This is a genomic window from Citrobacter amalonaticus, assembly GCF_018323885.1.
GTDB classification, from domain to species: Bacteria; Pseudomonadota; Gammaproteobacteria; order Enterobacterales; family Enterobacteriaceae; genus Citrobacter_A; species Citrobacter_A amalonaticus.
Genome location: NZ_AP024585.1, coordinates 4647679 through 4667491, shown reverse-complemented (window position 1 = coordinate 4667491; position 19813 = coordinate 4647679). Strand labels below are relative to the sequence as shown.

At 53.1% G+C, this 19813-nt stretch carries 14 protein-coding genes, 3 tRNA genes and 3 rRNA genes; 16 read left to right on the top strand and 4 right to left on the bottom strand.

Translation table 11 applies throughout. From position 1 onward, the window contains the following. The first annotated feature begins 91 nt into the window (after positions 1 to 91). Both rbsK and rbsR read left to right on the top strand, forming a co-directional pair. On the top strand, positions 92 to 1021 hold the full coding sequence (rbsK, locus tag KI228_RS22035; protein ID WP_061070643.1) for a ribokinase: 930 nt from the start codon (positions 92 to 94) through the stop codon (positions 1019 to 1021). A gap of 3 nt (positions 1022 to 1024) precedes the next feature. Next, positions 1025 to 2023 (top strand): ribose operon transcriptional repressor RbsR, encoded by a 999-nt coding sequence (gene rbsR, locus KI228_RS22030; protein WP_080721904.1) that lies wholly within the window; start codon positions 1025 to 1027, stop codon positions 2021 to 2023. Here the strand turns inward: rbsR and mdtD are convergent. Both mdtD and KI228_RS22020 read right to left on the bottom strand, forming a co-directional pair. After that, positions 1989 to 3416: a multidrug transporter subunit MdtD gene (gene mdtD, locus KI228_RS22025; RefSeq protein ID WP_044268176.1), complete on the bottom strand. Its 1428-nt coding sequence runs from the start codon at positions 3414 to 3416 to the stop codon at positions 1989 to 1991. The genes rbsR and mdtD overlap by 35 nt on opposite strands. Continuing rightward, positions 3413 to 4132, bottom strand: a complete 720-nt coding sequence (locus KI228_RS22020) for a FadR/GntR family transcriptional regulator (protein ID WP_042998769.1) — start codon at positions 4130 to 4132, stop codon at positions 3413 to 3415. Before KI228_RS22020 ends, mdtD begins: the two co-directional genes overlap by 4 nt. Positions 4133 to 4626: 494 nt before the next feature. Here KI228_RS22020 and KI228_RS22015 point away from each other — a divergent pair. The 6 genes from KI228_RS22015 to KI228_RS21990 all read left to right on the top strand — a co-directional run bounded on the left by KI228_RS22015 (position 4627) and on the right by KI228_RS21990 (position 9951). Next, positions 4627 to 6168, top strand: a 16S ribosomal RNA gene (locus KI228_RS22015). Between the two features lie 86 nt (positions 6169 to 6254). Then, positions 6255 to 6330, top strand: a tRNA-Glu gene (locus tag KI228_RS22010). A gap of 186 nt (positions 6331 to 6516) precedes the next feature. Then, positions 6517 to 9423, top strand: a 23S ribosomal RNA gene (locus KI228_RS22005). Positions 9424 to 9620: 197 nt separating this feature from the next. Next, positions 9621 to 9736, top strand: a 5S ribosomal RNA gene (gene rrf / locus KI228_RS22000). The 16S, 23S and 5S rRNA genes sit together here with 3 tRNA genes alongside, the layout of an rRNA operon. A 54-nt stretch (positions 9737 to 9790) precedes the next feature. After that, a tRNA-Asp gene (locus KI228_RS21995) sits at positions 9791 to 9867 on the top strand. Between the two features lie 8 nt (positions 9868 to 9875). Further along, a tRNA-Trp gene (locus tag KI228_RS21990) sits at positions 9876 to 9951 on the top strand. A 104-nt stretch (positions 9952 to 10055) separates the two neighbouring features. On the opposite strand, the gene hdfR is transcribed toward KI228_RS21990, so the two are convergent. After that, on the bottom strand, positions 10056 to 10889 hold the full coding sequence (hdfR, locus tag KI228_RS21985) for an HTH-type transcriptional regulator HdfR (RefSeq protein WP_042998770.1): 834 nt from the start codon (positions 10887 to 10889) through the stop codon (positions 10056 to 10058). Positions 10890 to 11007: 118 nt separating this feature from the next. Here hdfR and maoP point away from each other — a divergent pair, with 118 nt between their 5' ends. Then, positions 11008 to 11346: a macrodomain Ori organization protein MaoP gene (maoP, locus tag KI228_RS21980; RefSeq protein WP_042326051.1), complete on the top strand. Its 339-nt coding sequence runs from the start codon at positions 11008 to 11010 to the stop codon at positions 11344 to 11346. A 25-nt stretch (positions 11347 to 11371) separates the two neighbouring features. Here the strand turns inward: maoP and KI228_RS21975 are convergent, their stop codons facing one another. Further along, entirely contained in the window at positions 11372 to 12892 is a 1521-nt protein-coding gene (locus KI228_RS21975; RefSeq protein ID WP_061069423.1) for a YifB family Mg chelatase-like AAA ATPase, read from the bottom strand. A 352-nt stretch (positions 12893 to 13244) separates the two neighbouring features. Here KI228_RS21975 and ilvL point away from each other — a divergent pair, with 352 nt between their 5' ends. From ilvL to ilvA, 7 genes are all read left to right on the top strand, one after another. Continuing rightward, complete coding sequence (ilvL, locus tag KI228_RS21970; protein WP_001311244.1) at positions 13245 to 13343, top strand: ilv operon leader peptide; 99 nt, start codon at positions 13245 to 13247, stop codon at positions 13341 to 13343. 86 nt (positions 13344 to 13429) lie between these two features. Beyond that, positions 13430 to 13480 carry a peptide IlvX gene (gene ilvX, locus KI228_RS21965; protein WP_193762813.1) on the top strand — a complete coding sequence of 17 codons (51 nt, stop codon included), beginning with the start codon at positions 13430 to 13432 and terminating at the stop codon, positions 13478 to 13480. A gap of 2 nt (positions 13481 to 13482) precedes the next feature. Next, positions 13483 to 15129 carry an acetolactate synthase 2 catalytic subunit gene (ilvG, locus tag KI228_RS21960; protein ID WP_044258256.1) on the top strand — a complete coding sequence of 549 codons (1647 nt, stop codon included), beginning with the start codon at positions 13483 to 13485 and terminating at the stop codon, positions 15127 to 15129. Beyond that, the gene (gene ilvM, locus KI228_RS21955; protein WP_042326055.1) at positions 15126 to 15389 is read left to right on the top strand and encodes an acetolactate synthase 2 small subunit; all 264 of its coding nucleotides are present in this window, start codon (positions 15126 to 15128) and stop codon (positions 15387 to 15389) included. Before ilvG ends, ilvM begins: the two co-directional genes overlap by 4 nt. A gap of 18 nt (positions 15390 to 15407) precedes the next feature. Beyond that, positions 15408 to 16337 carry a branched-chain-amino-acid transaminase gene (ilvE, locus tag KI228_RS21950; RefSeq protein ID WP_042998773.1) on the top strand — a complete coding sequence of 310 codons (930 nt, stop codon included), beginning with the start codon at positions 15408 to 15410 and terminating at the stop codon, positions 16335 to 16337. Positions 16338 to 16398: 61 nt separating this feature from the next. Next, the gene (ilvD, locus tag KI228_RS21945; protein ID WP_042998774.1) at positions 16399 to 18249 is read left to right on the top strand and encodes a dihydroxy-acid dehydratase; all 1851 of its coding nucleotides are present in this window, start codon (positions 16399 to 16401) and stop codon (positions 18247 to 18249) included. A gap of 2 nt (positions 18250 to 18251) precedes the next feature. After that, positions 18252 to 19796, top strand: a complete 1545-nt coding sequence (ilvA, locus tag KI228_RS21940; protein ID WP_043001785.1) for a threonine ammonia-lyase, biosynthetic — start codon at positions 18252 to 18254, stop codon at positions 19794 to 19796. Positions 19797 to 19813: the final 17 nt, after the last annotated feature.

Sequence of the window (19813 nt, the reverse complement as noted above, 5' to 3'; positions counted from 1 at the left end):
CCGCGTGTCGCCTGAGGGACTAAATATAAAGAAAAGTGTGGCATACGCCACCGGGTAATACCGGTGGCGATCTCAGATGGACACCCCGAAAATGAAAACCGCAGGCAGTCTTGTCGTTCTAGGCAGCATTAATGCCGACCATATCCTGAACCTTGAAACATTCCCTACGCCAGGCGAAACCGTCACCGGAAATCACTATCAGGTGGCTTTTGGCGGTAAAGGGGCGAATCAGGCGGTGGCTGCGGGTCGCAGTGGGGCTAATATTGCGTTCATTGCCTGTACGGGCGATGACGATATCGGAAGTAACATCCGTAAACAGCTTGTCAGTGACAACATTGACGTCGATTCGATCAGTGTCATTAGCGGTGAGTCCACCGGCGTGGCGCTGATTTTTGTGAACGGCGACGGTGAAAACGTTATTGGTATTCATGCTGGCGCTAATGCGGCGCTTTCCCCTGCATTCGTTGAGGCGCAGCGTGAGCGCATTGCTCAGGCATCTGCATTGTTGATGCAACTGGAGTCGCCGATAGAAAGCGTGTTGATGGCCGCGAAGATCGCAAAGCAAAACAATACGATTGTGGCGCTGAACCCGGCTCCGGCGCGTGAGTTATCCGACGAACTGCTGGCGCTGGTGGATATCATCACCCCCAACGAAACCGAAGCGGAAAAGCTGACGGGGATCCGTGTCGAAACTGATACAGACGCAGCGAAAGCATCCCAGGCGCTGCATGCAAAAGGCATTCGTACCGTATTGATTACATTAGGAAGCCGGGGTGTCTGGGCCAGTGTGAATGGCGAAGGCAGTCGGATACCTGGATTTAAAGTTGACGCTGTCGATACTATCGCTGCGGGCGATACCTTCAACGGCGCGCTGATCACCGCTCTGCTGGAAGAAAAACCGTTGTCTGACGCAATCCGCTTTGCGCATGCCGCTGCGGCAATTGCGGTGACCCGTAAAGGAGCACAGCCTTCCGTGCCGTGGCGTGAAGAAATTGAGGCGTTTTTAGGTCAGCAGAGGTAACGCTTGGCTACCATGAAGGATGTTGCCCGCCTGGCGGGCGTTTCCACTTCAACCGTTTCGCATGTCATTAATAAGGATCGCTTTGTCAGTGAAGCGATAACTCAAAAAGTCGATGCGGCGATCAAGTCATTAAATTACGCCCCTTCTGCGCTGGCGCGCAGCCTGAAGCTGAATCAGACGCGCACCATCGGCATGCTGATTACAGCGAGTACCAACCCCTTTTATTCCGAACTGGTGCGTGGCGTTGAGCGCAGCTGTTTTGAACGCGGCTATAGCCTGGTGTTATGCAATACTGAAGGCGATGAGCAGCGCATGAACCGTAATCTGGAAACCCTGATGCAAAAGCGGGTGGATGGTTTATTGTTGCTCTGTACCGAAACACACCAGCCATCGCGTGAGATCATGCAGCGCTATCCTTCTATCCCTACTGTTATGATGGACTGGTCGCCTTTTGATGGCGATGGGGATAGCGATCTTATTCAGGATAACTCGTTGCTTGGCGGCGACCTGGCTACACAGCATTTGATTGATAAAGGCTTTACCCGTATCGCCTGCATTACCGGGCCATTGGATAAAACCCCGGCGCGATTGCGTCTGGAAGGGTATCGCGCAGCGATGAAGCGTGCCGGACTGGATATCCCGGACGGTTACGAAATTACCGGTGATTTTGAATTTGGCGGTGGGTTTGAGGCCATGCAGAAACTGCTTTCGCATCAACATCGGCCCCACGCTGTGTTTACCGGCAATGATGCCATGGCCGTCGGCGCCTATCAGGCGTTGTACCAGGCCGGATTGCGAATTCCGCAGGACATGGCGGTGATTGGCTACGATGACATCGAACTGGCGCGTTACATGACGCCGCCGCTTACCACGATTCATCAGCCGAAAGATGAACTGGGTGAGCTGGCCATCGATGTTCTGATTCATCGGATGGCGCAACCCGCCCTACAACAGCAGCGTTTGCAACTTACTCCTGTTTTGATGGCGCGGGGTTCCGTGTAGGTTTGTGTCGCTCTTTGATCAGGTTGCGGCCATCTTTGGCTCTCAGCAACATGAACATCAGGGCTGACACGATCGTAATCGCACCCATCGTTATAAAGGTGTAGTGGAACTGTTCGACCGTATTGGTTCCTTCCATCCCTTCATAGATGCGTAACACCGCCGCGCTTATCGCTACCCCTAAACTGATGGACAGTTGTTGCGTAACGGCCAGTACGCTGTTGCCACTGCTGGCGTTATCATCGGTCAGATCGGCCAGCGTAATGGTGTTCATTGCGGTGAATTGCGTCGACATCGCCATCCCGAGAATGAATAACGGCAGAATCAACATCCAGACGGGCATGGCGGGAGATTGCAGAGAAAACTGCGCAATCATCAATCCGATAAAGACCGTAATGCCCACCAGGGTGGTTCGATAACCCAGACGGCGCAGTACCTGCGTCACCATCGACTTCGCCAGTATTGAACCCAGCGCGGTGGGCGCCATCATGCAACCGGCAATCAGCGCCGGAAAGCCAAATCCTACCTGTAGCATCAATGGCATCAGGAACGGCACACATCCTGTTCCCAGACGGGTTGCCAGGTTACCGGAAATGCCGACGGAGAAAGTGCGCGTCTTAAATAGTGACAACGAAATAAGCGGGGTGGGATGGCGTCGCGCATGACGAATATAAGCCAGCAGTAACACAATACTCAGCAGAATAATGGTCAGTGCTATCCAGGTGGCGACAATTTTCTCGCCAAATAACTCCATCCCGCTGGAAAAGAGCACCAGACTCAGGCCGAAAAGAAAGAAGCCAGTCATATCAAATTTGCGCCGAGGGGTGGTGAAGTTCGGCATATATTTGCGCGCATATAAAATACCGGCGATTCCTATCGGAATATTGATCAGGAAAATCCAGTGCCAACTGGCCCAGGTGACCAGAACGCCTCCCAGTACGGGACCCAGAATGGGGCCGACCAGTCCAGGCATCGTCACAAAATTCAGCACCGGCAGCAGTTCACTGCGTGGGTAAGCTCTTAATAATGCCAGGCGAGCAACGGGCATCATCATTGCGCCACCAATCCCCTGAATCACGCGAAAGATAACCAACTCCGGTAACGTACTTGAAAGCGCACAGGCGAGTGAGCCGAGCGTGAACAAGCTCACAGCGATCATGAATACGCGTCGGGTACCAAAGCGATCGGCCAGCCATCCGCTCACCGGAATTAGCATGGCTACCGTCAGGGTATAACTGATAATTGCGGACTGCATTGCCAGTGGGGAGCGATTGAGACTCTGGGCAATGGCGGGTAAAGCGGTATTTAGAATAGTGGCGTCCAGTGCCTGCATGAAGAAAGCCATTGCCGCTATCCACGGCAATCCGGCCATACTGCGTGCTTTTTTGTTGGTCATGCACAATCCTGGTTATTTTCTGGACGTTCATTTGGGGCGAACAGTAGCGCCTGACAGGCCTTAAACGCGCCGTCACCGTCGCTTTGTGCAATGGCATCGACAATCGCCTGATGCAAATCCAGCTTCACAACGGTGTTGTAAGTAATTGAATTAAAATAGGTATGGTAGACAGAATGAAACAACGAGGCAAAAGAGGTTAAGAACGGGTTCGCGCTCATTTCATAAATGTGCTCATGCCAGGCCATGTCCACTTCAATCCAGCGTTCGCGCTTAAAGTTTTTTTTCAGCGCCACCATCTCTTCCATTAATGTATTCAGATGCGCTTTTTGTTCTGCGGTACCGATTGTTGCCGCCAGCGAGCACGCCTGAGGCTCCAGGCTGATACGCATCACCAGAAAGTGTTCAATAACCTGCTGAAAATTCTCTTCAGTCATCCACCAGGTGAGTAATTCCTGATCGAGGAAGTTCCAGTTTGCCTGTGGCATCACTCGGGTGCCAATGCGAGGGCGCGGCAGCACCATCCCTTTGGCCGTTAATGTTTTAACTGCTTCCCGAACGGCGGTCCGACTCACACCAAACTGTTCGCCAAGCTCAATTTCGCCAGGAAGAATGGCGCCAGGGGCATATGCACCTTTGAGGATCTGCTGCGCCAGCTTCTCAGCCAGGACATAGGAAAGGTTTTTCTGTGCAGCCAACTGTTGTGCGCTTAAAGGCATGACTCTTTGTCCTTTATCTTTTTCTTACTCATTAGTATGCCACCAGGAAGTGTGATTGCGGCTGCAAAAACAGCAAAACGCTTATTTTATGGCACGTTAATACCGGTTTTGGTGAAAAAAAGAACACTCGGAAAATTATTTTAAATTTCCCCTTGTCAGCCCGAAATAACTCCCTATAATGCGCCTCCACTGACACGGAACAACGGCACGCAAGCCGCCGGGTCAGCGGGGTTCTCCGGTGAAAACCAGTGATGAACACCGACAGAGAAAAGCGAAATAAATGCTTGACTCTGAAGCGGGAAAGCGTATTATGCACACCCCGCGCCGCTGAGAAAAAGCGAAGCGGCACTGCTCTTTAACAATTTATCAGACAATCTGTGTGGGCACTCAGAGTGACATGGATTCTTAACGTCGCAAGACGAAAAATGAATACCAAGTCTCAAAGAGTGAACACGTAATTCATTACGACGTTTAATTCTAAGAGCATCAAACTTAAATTGAAGAGTTTGATCATGGCTCAGATTGAACGCTGGCGGCAGGCCTAACACATGCAAGTCGAACGGTAACAGGAAGCAGCTTGCTGCTTTGCTGACGAGTGGCGGACGGGTGAGTAATGTCTGGGAAACTGCCCGATGGAGGGGGATAACTACTGGAAACGGTAGCTAATACCGCATAATGTCGCAAGACCAAAGAGGGGGACCTTCGGGCCTCTTGCCATCGGATGTGCCCAGATGGGATTAGCTAGTTGGTGAGGTAACGGCTCACCAAGGCGACGATCCCTAGCTGGTCTGAGAGGATGACCAGCCACACTGGAACTGAGACACGGTCCAGACTCCTACGGGAGGCAGCAGTGGGGAATATTGCACAATGGGCGCAAGCCTGATGCAGCCATGCCGCGTGTATGAAGAAGGCCTTCGGGTTGTAAAGTACTTTCAGCGGGGAGGAAGGGGTTAAGGTTAATAACCTTAGCCATTGACGTTACCCGCAGAAGAAGCACCGGCTAACTCCGTGCCAGCAGCCGCGGTAATACGGAGGGTGCAAGCGTTAATCGGAATTACTGGGCGTAAAGCGCACGCAGGCGGTCTGTCAAGTCGGATGTGAAATCCCCGGGCTCAACCTGGGAACTGCATTCGAAACTGGCAGGCTTGAGTCTCGTAGAGGGGGGTAGAATTCCAGGTGTAGCGGTGAAATGCGTAGAGATCTGGAGGAATACCGGTGGCGAAGGCGGCCCCCTGGACGAAGACTGACGCTCAGGTGCGAAAGCGTGGGGAGCAAACAGGATTAGATACCCTGGTAGTCCACGCCGTAAACGATGTCTATTTGGAGGTTGTGCCCTTGAGGCGTGGCTTCCGGAGCTAACGCGTTAAATAGACCGCCTGGGGAGTACGGCCGCAAGGTTAAAACTCAAATGAATTGACGGGGGCCCGCACAAGCGGTGGAGCATGTGGTTTAATTCGATGCAACGCGAAGAACCTTACCTGGTCTTGACATCCACAGAACTTGGCAGAGATGCCTTGGTGCCTTCGGGAACTGTGAGACAGGTGCTGCATGGCTGTCGTCAGCTCGTGTTGTGAAATGTTGGGTTAAGTCCCGCAACGAGCGCAACCCTTATCCTTTGTTGCCAGCGGTCCGGCCGGGAACTCAAAGGAGACTGCCAGTGATAAACTGGAGGAAGGTGGGGATGACGTCAAGTCATCATGGCCCTTACGACCAGGGCTACACACGTGCTACAATGGCATATACAAAGAGAAGCGACCTCGCGAGAGCAAGCGGACCTCATAAAGTATGTCGTAGTCCGGATTGGAGTCTGCAACTCGACTCCATGAAGTCGGAATCGCTAGTAATCGTGGATCAGAATGCCACGGTGAATACGTTCCCGGGCCTTGTACACACCGCCCGTCACACCATGGGAGTGGGTTGCAAAAGAAGTAGGTAGCTTAACCTTCGGGAGGGCGCTTACCACTTTGTGATTCATGACTGGGGTGAAGTCGTAACAAGGTAACCGTAGGGGAACCTGCGGTTGGATCACCTCCTTACCTTAAAGAACCTGCCTTTGTAGTGCCCACACAGATTGTCTGATGAAAAGTAAAAAGCAAGGCGTCTTGCCGAAGCAGACTTCAGTGTCCCCTTCGTCTAGAGGCCCAGGACACCGCCCTTTCACGGCGGTAACAGGGGTTCGAATCCCCTAGGGGACGCCACTTGCTGGTTTGTGTGAGTGAAAGTCGCCGGCCTTTGTATCTCAAAACTGACTCAGCGAGTCATGTTTGAGATATTTGCTCTTTAAAAATCTGGATCAAGCTGAAAATTGAAACGACACACTGTGAATGGTGTGTTCGAGTCTCTCAAATTTTCGCAATCAGAAGTGAAACATCTTCGGGTTGTGAGGTTAAGCGACTAAGCGTACACGGTGGATGCCCTGGCAGTCAGAGGCGATGAAGGACGTGCTAATCTGCGAAAAGCGTCGGTAAGGTGATATGAACCGTTATAACCGGCGATGTCCGAATGGGGAAACCCAGTGCAATTCGTTGCACTATCGTTAACTGAATCCATAGGTTAACGAGGCGAACCGGGGGAACTGAAACATCTAAGTACCCCGAGGAAAAGAAATCAACCGAGATTCCCCCAGTAGCGGCGAGCGAACGGGGAGCAGCCCAGAGCCTGAATCAGCATGTGTGGTAGTGGAACGGTCTGGAAAGGCCGGCGATACAGGGTGACAGCCCCGTACACAAAATTGCATGTGTTGTGAGCTCGATGAGTAGGGCGGGACACGTGGTATCCTGTCTGAATATGGGGGGACCATCCTCCAAGGCTAAATACTCCTGACTGACCGATAGTGAACCAGTACCGTGAGGGAAAGGCGAAAAGAACCCCGGCGAGGGGAGTGAAAAAGAACCTGAAACCGTGTACGTACAAGCAGTGGGAGCCTCTTTAATGGGGTGACTGCGTACCTTTTGTATAATGGGTCAGCGACTTATATTCTGTAGCAAGGTTAACCGAATAGGGGAGCCGAAGGGAAACCGAGTCTTAACTGGGCGTTAAGTTGCAGGGTATAGACCCGAAACCCGGTGATCTAGCCATGGGCAGGTTGAAGGTTGGGTAACACTAACTGGAGGACCGAACCGACTAATGTTGAAAAATTAGCGGATGACTTGTGGCTGGGGGTGAAAGGCCAATCAAACCGGGAGATAGCTGGTTCTCCCCGAAAGCTATTTAGGTAGCGCCTCGTGAATTCATCTCCGGGGGTAGAGCACTGTTTCGGCTAGGGGGCCATCCCGGCTTACCAACCCGATGCAAACTGCGAATACCGGAGAATGTTATCACGGGAGACACACGGCGGGTGCTAACGTCCGTCGTGAAGAGGGAAACAACCCAGACCGCCAGCTAAGGTCCCAAAGTCATGGTTAAGTGGGAAACGATGTGGGAAGGCTCAGACAGCCAGGATGTTGGCTTAGAAGCAGCCATCATTTAAAGAAAGCGTAATAGCTCACTGGTCGAGTCGGCCTGCGCGGAAGATGTAACGGGGCTAAACCATGCACCGAAGCTGCGGCAGCGACACTAAGTGTTGTTGGGTAGGGGAGCGTTCTGTAAGCCTGTGAAGGTGTGCTGTGAGGCATGCTGGAGGTATCAGAAGTGCGAATGCTGACATAAGTAACGATAAAGCGGGTGAAAAGCCCGCTCGCCGGAAGACCAAGGGTTCCTGTCCAACGTTAATCGGGGCAGGGTGAGTCGACCCCTAAGGCGAGGCCGAAAGGCGTAGTCGATGGGAAACAGGTTAATATTCCTGTACCAGGTGTTACTGCGAAGGGGGGACGGAGAAGGCTATGTTGGCCGGGCGACGGTTGTCCCGGTTTAAGCGTGTAGGTGTGTGTTCCAGGTAAATCCGGTTCACTTTAACACTGAGGCGTGATGACGAGGCACTACGGTGCTGAAGTGACAAATGCCCTGCTTCCAGGAAAAGCCTCTAAGCATCAGGTAACATCAGATCGTACCCCAAACCGACACAGGTGGTCAGGTAGAGAATACCAAGGCGCTTGAGAGAACTCGGGTGAAGGAACTAGGCAAAATGGTGCCGTAACTTCGGGAGAAGGCACGCTGATATGTAGGTGAAGCGATTTACTCGTGGAGCTGAAATCAGTCGAAGATACCAGCTGGCTGCAACTGTTTATTAAAAACACAGCACTGTGCAAACACGAAAGTGGACGTATACGGTGTGACGCCTGCCCGGTGCCGGAAGGTTAATTGATGGGGTTATCCGTAAGGAGAAGCTCTTGATCGAAGCCCCGGTAAACGGCGGCCGTAACTATAACGGTCCTAAGGTAGCGAAATTCCTTGTCGGGTAAGTTCCGACCTGCACGAATGGCGTAATGATGGCCAGGCTGTCTCCACCCGAGACTCAGTGAAATTGAACTCGCTGTGAAGATGCAGTGTACCCGCGGCAAGACGGAAAGACCCCGTGAACCTTTACTATAGCTTGACACTGAACACTGGTCCTTGATGTGTAGGATAGGTGGGAGGCTTTGAAGCGCGGACGCCAGTTCGTGTGGAGCCGTCCTTGAAATACCACCCTTTAATGGCTGGTGTTCTAACGTGGGCCCGTAATCCGGGTTGCGGACAGTGTCTGGTGGGTAGTTTGACTGGGGCGGTCTCCTCCTAAAGAGTAACGGAGGAGCACGAAGGTTAGCTAATCCTGGTCGGACATCAGGAGGTTAGTGCAAAGGCATAAGCTAGCTTGACTGCGAGCGTGACGGCGCGAGCAGGTGCGAAAGCAGGTCTTAGTGATCCGGTGGTTCTGAATGGAAGGGCCATCGCTCAACGGATAAAAGGTACTCCGGGGATAACAGGCTGATACCGCCCAAGAGTTCATATCGACGGCGGTGTTTGGCACCTCGATGTCGGCTCATCACATCCTGGGGCTGAAGTAGGTCCCAAGGGTATGGCTGTTCGCCATTTAAAGTGGTACGCGAGCTGGGTTTAGAACGTCGTGAGACAGTTCGGTCCCTATCTGCCGTGGGCGCTGGAGAATTGAGGGGGGCTGCTCCTAGTACGAGAGGACCGGAGTGGACGCATCACTGGTGTTCGGGTTGTCATGCCAATGGCACTGCCCGGTAGCTAAATGCGGAAGAGATAAGTGCTGAAAGCATCTAAGCACGAAACTTGCCCCGAGATGAGTTCTCCCTGACCCTTTAAGGGTCCTGAAGGAACGTTGAAGACGACGACGTTGATAGGCCGGGTGTGTAAGCGCAGCGATGCGTTGAGCTAACCGGTACTAATGAACCGTGAGGCTTAACCTTACAACGCCGAAGATGTTTTGGCGGATTGAGAGAATTTTCAGCATTGATACCAGATTGTAGTGCGCAATAGTTTGCGCAGCGGCAAGGCGGCAAATGAAGCGACGGAAGGAGCATACACAGGTATGTGACTGACGTTGGCGAATGCAGTCAACGCAGCTGATGCGATAAAATATTGCGTACAGAGCAGCAAGAATTTGCCTGGCGGCTTTAGCGCGGTGGTCCCACCTGACCCCATGCCGAACTCAGAAGTGAAACGCCGTAGCGCCGATGGTAGTGTGGGGTCTCCCCATGCGAGAGTAGGGAACTGCCAGGCATAAAATTAAGCAGTAAACTGATGTAAAAATCAGTGGTTGTAGAAAAATTCGGTGGAGCGGTAGTTCAGTTGGTTAGAATACCTGCCTGTCACGCAGGGGGTCGCGGGTTCGAGTCCCGTCCGTTCCGCCACCCTAATTAGGGGCGTAGTTCAATTGGTAGAGCACCGGTCTCCAAAACCGGGTGTTGGGAGTTCGAGTCTCTCCGCCCCTGCCAGAAAATAATCCTTAGCATCTGCTAAGGATTTTTTTTGTCTGTAAAACGCGCCTCCAGATACCGATCTCTTCCTTTTCTGGCATCCTTGCCAATCTCATTTCTGCTTATTCTCCCAGTACATCTATCTTTAGAAGATCTTTGATCAGTACATGTTTATCACTATTTTGCAGCCAAATAGCGTATAACGGACGCGAAAGCGTTGCGCTGTCTGCAACAGTATGCAAACCTCCTTTCTCTTTTGCCCAACGTGTGGGTAACCATGTGCAGCCGTTCAGAGCATGAAGTTGCTGTCTGGCCAGTTCAGCAGAACTGGTGGTGAGTACCGGGACTTCATCGGCAGCAATCAATCCCACTTCGTTTTGTTGAAAGTCTGGCCCCCACTCCAGGCGCAGATAATTCAGAGCCTCTTTCATCGTTGAGGGGCTGGCGCAATATAACGCCAGGGTGAAATACCCCAGTAATTGACTGCTAAATTCATCCATTTTTGGGGCTTCTGTGGTGATAAGCAGATCAAGCTGACGTTCATGCAACTGTTTTACCAGGGACTGGCGCTGCGCAATACGGGCTTCGAATTGCAGACCGTTCTGGGGCTCTTGTGACTGATACAAGCGTCCCAACCAGCCGTTGAGCATGCACTCCCACAGAGAGGCGCTGGCACCGATTGAAAATTCATTATGTCTGGATGTATGGGCGACCTCTTTACGTGCTGCCTGCCAAGTATTCATTAGCGTTTCCGCATAGGGCAGAAGCTTCTCGCCGGCCGCCGTTAAACGGATATTATTTCTGTGGCGGGTAAAAAGATTCACACCCAGTTGATTTTCCAACTGTCTGATGCGAAAGCTTACCGCCGACTGAGTCAGGTAGAGCGCTTCCGCAGCCCGGCCAAAGTGGCGCGTTCGGCTAACTTCCAGGAAAGTTTTTAACAATTCCGTATCCACAGTGCTCTCCGCAAAATTATTTGTCGTTATGATTTAAATGTTTTGTTTTACACTCTGTCAAGCGTAACTAATACTCCGCGCCATAAATAGATCGGCCAAAGAATTAGGAGCGTGCAGGATGGCGGAAAGCTTTACGACGACTAATCGATATTTCGACAACAAATATTATCCACGCGGATTCTCTCGTCATGGTGATTTCACCATCAAAGAGGCGCAACTGCTTGAACGTCACGGTTATGCCTTCAACGAGCTGGATCTCGGAAAACGCGAGCCGGTTACCGAAGAAGAGAAGCTCTTTGTTGCGGTATGTCGTGGTGAACGTGAGCCAGTGACCGAAGCGGAACGCGTCTGGTCCAAATATATGACGCGTATCAAGCGTCCAAAACGTTTCCATACCCTGTCCGGCGGTAAACCGCAGATGGAAGGTGCTGAGGACTACACAGAGTCTGATGACTAATAAAAAAAGGGCGAAGGCCCTTTTTTTATGTCAGTTGTTTCTGCAGGTGAGCAAGCAGACGATCTATCGCCCGGTAACTGACCGCTTCCTGCAAGTGTCTTCGTGAAATGTGTTCGGCTTGCGCGAGATCGGCAATAGTCCTCGATACCTTTAATAACCGCTGCCAGGCGCGTATAGACAATCCAAGATGGAGGAGGGTCTCTTCAAGCCACTGCGCGTCTTCATCTGCTAATGGGCAGTGTTCACGTATCTCCCTGTTTTGCAGGTGTGCATTCAATTTGCCCTGGCGTTTATGCTGACGTTCCCGCGCACCAATGACCCGCTGTTTAACCGTAAAGCTGTTTTCTCCCTTTACACCGGGCTGGCTGAGTATGCCTGGCGGTGGGAGAGGGATCTCAAGAGAAAGATCAAAGCGGTCCAGAAAGGGGCCCGATAGCCGACTGAGATAGCGTAATGTCTGTTCAGGTGTATTGCGGTTATGGTTGCCCTGATAATGACCGGTGGGACTGGGATTCATTGCCGCTACCAATTGAAAGCGCGCAGGATAGGTGATCTTAGCGCGCGTACGCGAAAGGTGGATCTGACCAGACTCTATCGGTTCACGTAGAGCATCTAATGTGCGTCGTTCAAACTCAGGCAGCTCATCAAGAAACAGTATGCCGTTGTGTGCCAAAGAAATTTCGCCTGGTGCGGGGATAGTTCCGCCACCAACCATGGCGGTCAGGGATGCGCTGTGGTGTGGTGAGCGAAAAGGTCGTTGTTTCCATAACTTTTGCACGCTAGTCGAGTTAACCAGACTGAGGATAGCGGCGCTTTCCAGGGCTTCTTCGTTACTTAATGCCGGCAACAGGCCATTAAGACGGCTGGCAAGCATCGTTTTCCCCGTACCCGGTGGGCCAACTAATAGCAGATTGTGGCCACCTGCGGCGGTGATCTCAAGGCTGCGCTTCCCTTGCTCCTGACCAATAATATCGCTGAGATCATCAGATGACACACTGATAGTGTCGTTGTTAACAACAGGATGGCTAAGGTCATGTTTTCCTTCCAGGAAGGCACAGACAGCTTGTAGATGATCGGCAACCAGACATCCTTCACCCTCAATCAGCCCGACTTCGTTTTCGTTCTCTTTTGCCACGATAATGCCCCTTCCCACCCGTATCGCCTCGGTTGCGCTGGATATGGCGCCGGGAACGCCGCGTAACACACCTGTAAGCGCTAATTCACCCACTAACTCATATTGGTCGAGTTTATGGGTTGTAAGCTGCTCAGAGGCAACCAGAAGCGCCACAGCAATAGGTAAATCATATCTCCCGCCCTCTTTGGGAAGATCGGCAGGGGCGAGATTGATGGTGATTTTCTTTGCGGGAAAGTCATATCCGCTATTAATGATCGCGCTGCGTACCCGGTCGCGCGCCTCTTTGACGGTCGTTTCTGGTAACCCCACCAGTGTTAAACCGGGTAAACCGTTGCTGATATGCACTTCGATAGTAATCGCCGGTGCATTGACACCCAGCGCAGCGCGTGTATGAACAATTGACAGTGACATAGCCCCTCCAGATGCCACTATTATGTCTAATTTCCTCTCTGCAAGATCATTGCTAAATAATGTTTATTCGCAGAAGATTCCGCACTTTTAATGCAATTAGTTTACGTGTTCTCTTTTTTTGGAAGGGCGCTCGCAATCCGTTTTCCTCTCCTGCGATGTTATGAAAAAGGGGTTTACTTCCGTTCAGAAAGTGAATTTTTTTCAATTCCTGGTTTTTGTATATAAAACAAGGGGTTTTCTTTAATCCGTTAGCTGAGTCAGAAAAATGAAAAGAAAAAAATCTTGTGCTATTGGCGAAATCTATGGTAACTCTTTAGGCATTCCTTCGAACAAGATGCCAGAAAAGACAAAAATGACAGCCCTTCTACGAGTGATTAGCCTGGTCGTGATTAGCGTGGTGGTGATTATTATCCCACCGTGCGGGGCTGCACTTGGACGAGGAAAGGCTTAAAAATCAAGCCTTAACGAACTAAGACCCCCGCACCGAAAGGTCCGGGGGTTTTTTTTGACCTTAAAAACACAACAGAGGAGCAGAAAATGAATAACAGCATAAAATTCTGTTTCTTCAGATTTATGACGGGGAACTAACTATGAATGGAGCACAGTGGGTGGTACATGCGTTGCGTGCACAGGGGGTCGACACCGTATTCGGCTATCCCGGTGGCGCAATTATGCCGGTCTACGATGCGTTGTACGACGGTGGCGTGGAACACCTGCTGTGCCGACACGAACAGGGGGCCGCGATCGCAGCCATTGGCTATGCCCGTTCCACCGGTAAAACGGGGGTCTGCATCGCTACTTCTGGTCCGGGGGCAACCAACCTGATCACCGGACTTGCAGATGCGCTGTTAGATTCGGTCCCTGTTGTCGCGATCACCGGGCAGGTTGCTGCGCCGTTCATCGGCACTGATGCGTTTCAGGAAGTGGACGTACTGGGGTTGTCGTTGGCCTGCACCAAGCACAGTTTCCTGGTGCAGTCTCTGGAAGAGCTGCCACGCATCATGGCGGAGGCGTTTGAGGTCGCTAACACGGGTCGTCCGGGTCCGGTTCTGGTTGATATCCCGAAAGATATCCAGTTAGCCACCGGGGCGCTGGAACCGTATTTCACGACCGTCGATAACGCGGCAGTTTTCCCTCAGGCTGACGTAGAGCAGGCGCGTAACATGCTGGCTCAGGCGCAAAAACCGATGCTGTATGTGGGAGGAGGCGTAGGGATGGCGCAGGCGGTTCCGGCGCTGCGTGAGTTTATTGCGGTAACGCAAATGCCGGTGACCTGCACGCTGAAAGGCCTGGGGGCTGTTGAGGCGGATTATCCCTACTATCTGGGGATGCTGGGCATGCATGGCACCAAAGCCGCGAATTTTGCCGTGCAGGAATGTGATTTGTTGATTGCCGTAGGTGCACGTTTTGATGACCGGGTGACCGGCAAACTGGATACTTTCGCGCCCCATGCCAGTGTTATCCACATGGATATCGATCCGGCTGAACTGAACAAACTGCGCCGGGCGCATGTCACCTTGCAGGGCGATTTGAATGCACTGCTGCCTGCGCTGCAACAACCGGTCGACATCGATGAATGGCGTCAGCGTAATGCGGAACTGCGTACTGACCACACCTGGCGCTACGATCATCCAGGGGAGGCCATCTACGCGCCGCTGCTGCTGAAACAGCTGTCGGAGCGTAAGCCTGCCAACTGTGTTGTAACGACGGATGTCGGTCAGCATCAGATGTGGTCTGCACAACATATGACCTACAGTCGCCCGGAGAATTTCATCACCTCCAGCGGCTTAGGCACGATGGGCTTTGGTTTACCGGCTGCCGTTGGGGCGCAGGTTGCGCGACCGGACGACACCGTTATCTGTATCTCCGGTGACGGCTCCTTCATGATGAATGTTCAGGAGCTGGGCACCGTAAAACGTAAGCAGTTACCGTTGAAGATCGTTTTACTGGATAACCAACGGTTAGGTATGGTTCGACAATGGCAGCAGCTGTTTTTCCAGGAACGATATAGCGAAACCACCTTAACCGATAACCCCGATTTCCTCACGTTAGCCAGCGCCTTCGGCATCCCTGGCCAACACATCACCCGAAAAGACCAGGTTGAAGCGGCGCTCGATACCCTGCTGAACAGCGACGGGCCATACCTGCTTCATGTCTCAATCGACGAACTTGAGAATGTCTGGCCACTGGTGCCGCCTGGCGCCAGCAACGCTGAAATGCTGGAGAAATTATCATGATGCAACATCAGGTCGCCGTAGAGGCTCGCTTTAACCCGGAAACGCTGGAACGTGTTTTACGTGTGGTACGCCATCGTGGTTTTCAGGTATGTGCCATGAATATGGAAGCCGCCCGTGACGCGCAGAATATAAATATCGAATTGACCGTTGCCAGTCCACGGTCGGTCGACTTACTGTTTAGTCAGTTAAGTAAGCTGGTGGATGTGGCACATGTTGCCATCTGCCAGAGCACAACAACATCACAACAAATCCGCGCGTAAGCGTGACAGGAAGAAGAAATGACGACGAAAAAAGCTGATTACATTTGGTTCAATGGCGAGATGGTTCGTTGGGAAGACGCGAAAGTTCACGTGATGTCCCACGCGCTGCACTACGGTACGTCTGTCTTTGAAGGCATCCGTTGCTATGACTCGCACAAAGGCCCGGTGGTGTTCCGTCATCGTGAACATATGCAACGCCTGCATGACTCAGCCAAAATTTATCGTTTCCCGGTCTCTCAGAGCGTGGATGAGTTGATGGAAGCCTGCCGTGAGGTGATCCGTAAAAACAACCTGACCAGCGCTTATATTCGCCCGCTGGTGTTTGTTGGCGATGTAGGCATGGGCGTGAACCCGCCTCCGGGATACACCACCGACGTCATTATCGCTGCGTTCCCGTGGGGCGCGTACCTGGGCGCTGAAGCGCTGGAACAAGGGATCGATGCAATGGTTTCCTCGTGGAACCGTGCCGCACCTAACACTATCCCGACCGCCGCAAAAGCGGGCGGTAACTACCTTTCGTCACTTCTGGTGGGTAGCGAAGCACGTCGTCATGGCTATCAGGAAGGTATTGCGCTGGATGTGAATGGTTACATCTCCGAAGGCGCTGGTGAAAACCTGTTTGAAGTGAAAGACGGTGTGCTGTTTACCCCGCCGTTTACCTCTTCCGCGTTGCCGGGGATCACCCGTGACGCCATCATTAAACTGGCGAAAGAACTGGGTATTGAAGTGCGCGAGCAGGTTCTGTCCCGCGAATCCCTGTATCTGGCGGATGAAGTCTTCATGTCTGGTACCGCGGCGGAAATCACCCCGGTTCGCAGTGTTGACGGCATTCAGGTGGGAGAAGGCCGCTGTGGTCCAGTCACCAAACGCATCCAGCAAGCGTTCTTCGGCCTGTTTACCGGTGAAACCGAGGACAAATGGGGCTGGTTGGATCAGGTAAATTCATAATTAAAGATAAATGGGACGGCACGCACCGTCCCGTTTTACAGACACCAGGAGTAAATAACGCATGCCTAAGTACCGTTCCGCTACCACCACTCATGGCCGCAATATGGCAGGAGCCCGCGCGCTGTGGCGCGCAACCGGAATGACGGATGCCGATTTTGGCAAACCGATCATTGCCGTCGTGAACTCATTCACCCAGTTTGTGCCAGGACACGTGCACCTGCGCGATCTCGGTAAACTGGTCGCTGAACAGATTGAAGCGTCCGGCGGCGTGGCGAAAGAGTTCAATACCATTGCCGTGGATGATGGTATCGCTATGGGTCACGGGGGGATGCTTTATTCACTGCCATCGCGCGAGCTGATCGCAGATTCGGTGGAGTACATGGTGAATGCCCATTGTGCCGATGCAATGGTCTGTATCTCCAACTGCGACAAAATCACCCCAGGGATGCTGATGGCTTCCCTGCGTCTGAACATTCCGGTGATCTTCGTTTCCGGCGGTCCGATGGAAGCCGGGAAAACCAAGCTGTCTGATAAAATCATCAAGCTCGATCTGGTCGATGCCATGATCCAGGGCGCGGACCCGAAAGTCTCTGACGATCAGAGTAATCAGGTTGAACGTTCCGCCTGTCCGACCTGTGGCTCCTGTTCCGGGATGTTTACCGCGAACTCGATGAACTGTCTGACCGAAGCGTTGGGCCTGTCACAGCCGGGTAACGGTTCGCTGTTGGCGACTCACGCCGACCGTAAACAGTTGTTCCTCAATGCCGGTAAACGCATTGTTGAGCTGACTAAACGTTACTACGAGCAGGATGACGCCTCCGCGCTGCCGCGCAGCATAGCCAGCAAGGCAGCGTTTGAGAACGCCATGACGCTGGATATCGCGATGGGCGGTTCCACCAATACCGTTCTGCACTTACTGGCGGCGGCGCAGGAAGCGGAGATCGATTTCACAATGAGTGATATCGACAAACTTTCCCGTAAAGTGCCGCAGCTGTGCAAAGTGGCGCCGAGTACGCAGAAATACCATATGGAAGATGTTCACCGTGCGGGCGGGGTGCTGGGGATTCTGGGCGAGCTGGATCGTGCGGGCCTGTTGAACCGGGACGTGAAGAACGTGCTGGGGTTGACGTTGCCGCAAACCCTTGAGCAGTATGACATCACGGTGACGCAAGATGACGCCGTGAAGCAGATGTTCCGCGCAGGCCCTGCGGGTATTCGTACTACAGAAGCGTTCTCGCAGGATTGCCGCTGGGACTCGCTGGATGACGATCGCGCTGAAGGTTGTATCCGTTCGCTGGAACATGCCTACAGCAAAGATGGCGGTCTGGCGGTACTTTACGGAAACTTCGCGGAAAATGGCTGCATCGTCAAAACCGCCGGCGTGGATGACAGTATTCTGAAGTTCACTGGCCCGGCCAAAGTGTATGAAAGCCAGGATGAGGCGGTTGACGCGATCCTCGGCGGCAAAGTGGTGGCAGGCGATGTGGTCGTGATCCGCTACGAAGGGCCGAAAGGCGGACCGGGGATGCAGGAAATGCTCTACCCGACCACCTTCCTCAAGTCGATGGGCCTCGGCAAAGCGTGCGCACTGGTTACCGACGGTCGTTTCTCTGGCGGCACCTCTGGCCTCTCCATTGGTCACGTTTCGCCGGAAGCGGCCAGCGGCGGCAATATCGCGATCATTGAAGACGGTGACATGATTGCTATCGATATTCCAAACCGTGGCATTCAACTGCAACTGAGTGATGCGGAAATTGCTGCGCGTCGTGAAGCTCAGGAAGCACGCGGCGACAAAGCGTGGACTCCGAAAAATCGTCAGCGTCAGGTGTCGTTTGCGCTGCGCGCCTATGCCAGCCTGGCGACCAGCGCCGATAAAGGCGCGGTCCGCGATAAATCGAAACTGGGAGGCTGATGATGGCCGAATCACAACCTCTGTCAGCAGCCCCGGAAGGGGCAGAATATCTGCGTGCGGTGCTCCGCGCGCCGGTATACGAAGCGGCGCAGGTGACGCCGTTACAAAAAATGGAAAAGCTCTCATCGCGCCTTGATAACGTGATCCTCGTGAAGCGCGAAGACCGGCAGCCCGTTCACAGCTTCAAGCTTCGAGGCGCTTACGCGATGATGGCAGGGCTGACCGAGGCGCAAAAAGCTCACGGGGTAATCACCGCTTCTGCAGGCAACCATGCCCAGGGCGTGGCGTTTTCCTCCGCTCGTCTGGGCGTGAAGGCGCTGATCGTGATGCCTGTTGCGACGGCCGATATCAAAGTCGATGCCGTTCGCGGGTTTGGCGGCGAAGTGCTGCTGCATGGCGCAAACTTTGATGAAGCGAAAGCGAAAGCGATTGAACTGTCGCAGCAGCAGGGTTTTACCTGGGTTCCGCCATTCGATCATCCGATGGTGATTGCCGGTCAGGGGACGCTGGCGCTGGAACTGCTGCAGCAGGATGCGCATCTTGATCGTGTATTTGTACCGGTCGGCGGCGGCGGTCTGGCGGCGGGCGTGGCGGTACTGATTAAGCAATTGATGCCGCAAATCAAAGTGATTGCGGTGGAGGCGGAAGACTCCGCCTGTCTGAAAGCGGCGCTGGATGCGGGCCATCCGGTCGATCTCCCACGCGTTGGCCTGTTCGCCGAAGGTGTCGCGGTAAAACGCATTGGCGATGAAACCTTCCGTCTGTGTCAGGAATATCTCGACGACATCATCACCGTGGATAGCGACGCGATATGTGCGGCGATGAAAGACCTGTTCGAAGATGTTCGCGCAGTCGCAGAGCCTTCCGGCGCGCTGGCGCTGGCGGGAATGAAAAAGTACGTCGCTCAGCACAATATCCGCGGCGAACGTCTGGCGCATATCCTTTCCGGCGCTAACGTCAATTTCCACGGTCTGCGCTACGTTTCCGAGCGTTGCGAGCTGGGCGAACAGCGTGAGGCGCTGCTGGCAGTGACCATTCCGGAAGAAAAAGGCAGCTTCCTGAAGTTTTGCCAACTGCTGGGCGGTCGCTCAGTCACTGAATTTAACTATCGCTTTGCCGATGATAAGAACGCCTGCATTTTCGTCGGTGTCCGGTTGAGCAGGGGGATGGAAGAACGCACGGAGATCCTGAATCTGTTGCGCGACGGTGGCTACAGCGTGGTTGACCTCTCTGACGACGAAATGGCGAAGCTGCACGTACGCTACATGGTTGGCGGTCGTCCGTCGAAACCGCTACAGGAACGTTTATTCAGCTTCGAATTTCCGGAATCACCCGGCGCGCTGCTCAAGTTCTTGCATACGCTGGGGACCCACTGGAATATCTCGTTGTTCCATTACCGCAGCCACGGCACAGACTATGGCCGCGTACTGGCCGCGTTTGAACTGGGCGATCACGAACCGGATTTCGAAACGCGTTTGCAAGAACTGGGCTATGAATGTCACGACGAAACGCATAACCCGGCATTCCGCTTTTTTCTTGCAGGCTAACCGCGGCTTAACAGGAG

Excerpts from the sequence above, each read along its gene's own strand:
- rbsK (WP_061070643.1), top strand. The coding sequence starts at position 92 with ATGAAAACCGCAGGCAGTCTTGTCGTTCTAGGCAGCATTAATGCCGAC.
- mdtD (WP_044268176.1), bottom strand. The coding sequence starts at position 3,416 with ATGACCAACAAAAAAGCACGCAGTATGGCCGGATTGCCGTGGATAGCG.
- KI228_RS22020 (WP_042998769.1), bottom strand. The coding sequence starts at position 4,132 with ATGCCTTTAAGCGCACAACAGTTGGCTGCACAGAAAAACCTTTCCTAT.
- maoP (WP_042326051.1), top strand. The coding sequence starts at position 11,008 with ATGGCGGAAAGCTTTACGACGACTAATCGATATTTCGACAACAAATAT.
- KI228_RS21975 (WP_061069423.1), bottom strand. The coding sequence starts at position 12,892 with ATGTCACTGTCAATTGTTCATACACGCGCTGCGCTGGGTGTCAATGCA.
- ilvL (WP_001311244.1), top strand. The coding sequence starts at position 13,245 with ATGACAGCCCTTCTACGAGTGATTAGCCTGGTCGTGATTAGCGTGGTG.
- ilvG (WP_044258256.1), top strand. The coding sequence starts at position 13,483 with ATGAATGGAGCACAGTGGGTGGTACATGCGTTGCGTGCACAGGGGGTC.
- ilvM (WP_042326055.1), top strand. The coding sequence starts at position 15,126 with ATGATGCAACATCAGGTCGCCGTAGAGGCTCGCTTTAACCCGGAAACG.
- ilvE (WP_042998773.1), top strand. The coding sequence starts at position 15,408 with ATGACGACGAAAAAAGCTGATTACATTTGGTTCAATGGCGAGATGGTT.
- ilvD (WP_042998774.1), top strand. The coding sequence starts at position 16,399 with ATGCCTAAGTACCGTTCCGCTACCACCACTCATGGCCGCAATATGGCA.
- ilvA (WP_043001785.1), top strand. The coding sequence starts at position 18,252 with ATGGCCGAATCACAACCTCTGTCAGCAGCCCCGGAAGGGGCAGAATAT.